The organism is Pseudofrankia coriaricola (genome assembly GCF_001854805.1).
Classification (GTDB): domain Bacteria; phylum Actinomycetota; class Actinomycetes; order Frankiales; family Frankiaceae; genus Pseudofrankia.
Window position 1 is genome coordinate 1 of record NZ_MBLO01000165.1, and the last position, 3,151, is coordinate 3,151.

The 3,151-nt window shown below is 66.6% G+C and carries 3 protein-coding genes and 2 pseudogenes; 1 reads left to right on the forward strand and 4 read right to left on the reverse strand.

What is annotated here, in order from left to right; translation table 11 throughout:
* The 4 genes and pseudogenes from BCD48_RS21050 to BCD48_RS21065 all read right to left on the reverse strand — a co-directional run.
* Positions 1-680, reverse strand: a pseudogene (locus tag BCD48_RS21050) (recombinase family protein); the annotation flags it as partial.
* Between the two features lie 424 nt (positions 681-1,104).
* Positions 1,105-1,452 carry a helix-turn-helix domain-containing protein gene (locus BCD48_RS21055; RefSeq protein WP_071050125.1) on the reverse strand — a complete coding sequence of 116 codons (348 nt, stop codon included), beginning with the start codon at positions 1,450-1,452 and terminating at the stop codon, positions 1,105-1,107.
* 210 nt (positions 1,453-1,662) lie between these two features.
* The gene (locus BCD48_RS52390) at positions 1,663-1,821 is read right to left on the reverse strand and encodes a hypothetical protein (RefSeq protein ID WP_198543329.1); all 159 of its coding nucleotides are present in this window, start codon (positions 1,819-1,821) and stop codon (positions 1,663-1,665) included.
* A 207-nt stretch (positions 1,822-2,028) separates the two neighbouring features.
* Positions 2,029-2,235, reverse strand: a pseudogene (locus BCD48_RS21065) (integrase core domain-containing protein); the annotation flags it as partial.
* A gap of 184 nt (positions 2,236-2,419) precedes the next feature.
* Here BCD48_RS21065 and BCD48_RS21070 point away from each other — a divergent pair.
* Positions 2,420-2,848, forward strand: a complete 429-nt coding sequence (locus BCD48_RS21070) for a transposase domain-containing protein (protein WP_071050127.1) — start codon at positions 2,420-2,422, stop codon at positions 2,846-2,848.
* Positions 2,849-3,151: the final 303 nt, after the last annotated feature.

A 3,151-nucleotide genomic window follows, 5' to 3' on the forward strand; every position in this document is an offset into this window, starting at 1 on the left:
TGCGTAGTGTCCGACTCCCCCCTCGGACACTCTCCCTCGTACATGATCGCCGGAGGCTTGGCCTCGGCGATCACTCGGTGTGCTCCTGGTTCGTAGGTGAGCTGGAGTCCGAGCTGGGCGTAGATCTCGGCTTTGTCCGCTGGGTCGGCCTCGGCCACGGCGGCGACGATGTCGCCCACGGCAGCGACCAAATCGGTGATCTCGTCTTCTGTCATGCGCTTGCGGCCGGTGGTCGCGCGGAGGCGGGCCTGGGCGGCGGCGCGTTCGGTGTTGGCTTTGGCGGTCCAGCGGGCGACGAGGGCGGGGTCGGTGCCGGCTTCGAGGGCGAGCCGGTAGCGCTCGAGCTTGAGGTCGCAGTCGGTGATCGTCCGCCATGCCTGGGCGAGGTCGTCGTCCTGGCTGATGGTGGTCTCGTCGTCCTGGGCAGCGGCGACGGCGGCGATGGTCGTATGTAGCCGGGGTGGGGTGAAGGCGCGGGCGAGCCAGCCGTCGAGGTGAGGGACGATGAGTTCCTCGCGGACGTAGACGCTGCGGGGGTGCTGCACGTGGTTGGCGAGGGCGTACCGGTCGGGGAAGACGTAGCGGTAGTGAGGTTTGCCGTTGTTCCAGCTGCCCTGCATCCGCCGCTGGCAGATCCACCACGCTACGGCGCGCCACGGGCCGTGGACAACCTTGGTCATCCACGACACCCCGCCAGACACCGCGAACGACATCCACCACGACACGCGTGAGTCACCGCTGCGACAACTCCATCGGATGGCGTCGGCATCCATGATCAGTACGAACGAGCGACGCCGTCAACAGTGTGGACAACAGTAAATGGATTCTCCTGCACCCCCCGGCAACGACTGTCGCGGCAGCCCTCAGATGAGCGGACACGGCCAGCATTCCCACCGGGCCCTAGCCCCGACGCGGTTCTGCCACGACATGGCAGCCAACGATCATCGCCGCCGCACCACAACGATCTACACAAACTTGACCGGTAGAGATCGACATGCGGTGTGAGCTGGGCCAACACGGTTTCCGTCGTTGGCGATGTCTGCTGTAGCCGCGCCCTATCCACGGCGGGCGCCGAGGCCACCGCCGTCCACCCAGACGCGCGAGTCAGGCGAGGCGCGCGAGGTCGAGAACGGTCTCGTGGCCGTCCGCGAAACGGACGATCATGCTGGCTTGCCCACCGATCGCGGCGAGGTAGGCATTGAGCGTGGACAGCAGCAGATCGTGGGGCTGCTCCATACGGCTGATAGCCGCCTGGGTGATGCCCATGCGACGGGCGAGCTCCACCTGCGTGAGCTCCGCTGCCTGCCGTAGCGCCGCCAGACCCATGGCATAGGTGCGGTCGGCTTCAGCCATGCCACGGCGTACCTGGGCCACCTCGTCCGCGATGTCAGGCCGCTGCGCGAGCTCACGGATGCGGTCGTTGCCGCGGATGAACGTGACGTCGTCGGTCATCGGTTACCTCCCCTCCTGGCGTAGCCAGGCATCAACGAGTGCTTCTCCGCGCGCGGCGGCGCTGGCGTAGAACACGTCCCCTATCGCCTTCTTGTCGAAGCCGATCAGAGCGAGCACAACCTGGTCATGGGCAGGGAACCAGCAAATGATCCGGACGGCGACCTCCGGATCGAAAGGATGCGCGACCCGCCACAGCTCGTGACGGCGGGCCTAGCGCACCCGCTTGAACGTCGCGGACTCCTCCGCCGGCTTCGCCGGCAGATCACCCAGCGCCTGCAGCAGCGCGACCGCGACAGCCAACCGCCGGCCACCCTCCTTCTCCGCCTGGGTCAGCCAGCGATCGAACTCGTCGGTCCAGTCGACGATCACACCCGTAGTATGAGCCCAAGTTAATACAACGTCAAATGCATACAGCGACCTCGGCGCGCCACGGTCGCCGCCCATCGCCCCACGGTTGATCTAGCGCACCGCGACTCCGCTAGACGAGTGAGTCCGAAGTCTGGGCGGGCGGTGGCCGGGCATAGTGATGTGCCCCGATCTTTCCGGACAGCCTTCCAAACAACTATTCGGCTCTGATCAGGCGGTTTCCTGGCGCAGCTGGTACTCGTCGTAGACCTCTTGTGGGGTCCGATAACCGAGTGCGGAGTGACGCTTTTTCGTATTGTAGTGGATTTCGATGTATCGCGCAATGTCGCGTCGGGCGCGCTCGCGAGTCGGATAGGCGGTGCGATGGACGCGCTCGTTCTTGAGAGCGGCGAAGAACGACTCAGTCATCGCGTTGTCGCAGGATTATCCGGCTAATAACGTGTGCTTTTGTCTGATATTGTGGCTGGGCTTTCGGGATCAGTTGGTGGTGCTGGTGGGCCTTTTTTCGAGGCGGCGGAGTCGTTCTTCGTGCTGGCGGACGCGTGTGGCCAGGGCGCAATGGCCGTACTTTAAGTGATCGTCGTTTCGATAGGCTCGTGTCGTGGGGCACGACGGGAGTGAGGGGCTGTCGCCCGAGGGCTGGTTGCCGGACCGGGTGACGGTGGGTGTGCTGACGCGGGTGTACCCGCCGGAGCTGGTGGACCGGGTGCTGGACGAGACCGACACGGTGGAGGTCCGGCCGCGACTGTTGCCGTCGCGGCTGGTGGTGTACTTCGTGTTGGCGCTGTGGCTGTTCCGGGGTCGTAACTGTGGCTATGTGCAGGTGCTGTCCCGGCTGGTGGGTGGGCTGTACTTCCAGCGTCGGGCTGTGGGCCTGGCGGCCGGTGGGCCGGACGGGGTGGGCTGGTCGCTGCCGGCCGGCCCGTCGCTGGCCCGGGCACGGGCCCGGGTCGGCACGGACCCGGTGCGGATGCTGTTCGAGCACGCCGCCGGCCCGGTCGGGGTGGATGGGCAGGTCGGGGTGTTCTGAGCTTCCCCTGGAACCGTGGAGGAGATCGGCTGGGGCAGGGCCGTGTCTGGTCTGGCTTGCTGTGGATGGGTGTACCCCGGCGCCGCGCGTCTGATGGGCCAGGTTCCTACCTGGCCCTGTTTGTGCTGGCCGCGAGGCCGTAGAGGCTCCGGGGTCAGGAGGGCCACCGCCGTCAGGCGGCCGCGGGAGCGGTCCTTGACCCTGGAGGGGCAGGGTGCCGTCAAAGTCCCTTTTCGCTGATCAGGCCGATGATCTGGAGGACGCGTTCGGGCTGGCGGGCGGTGGCTCGCAGGGCTTTGGCGA

Coding starts and splice junctions, on each gene's coding strand:
- BCD48_RS21055 (WP_071050125.1), bottom strand. CDS start 1,452: ATGACCGACGACGTCACGTTCATCCGCGGCAACGACCGCATCCGTGAG.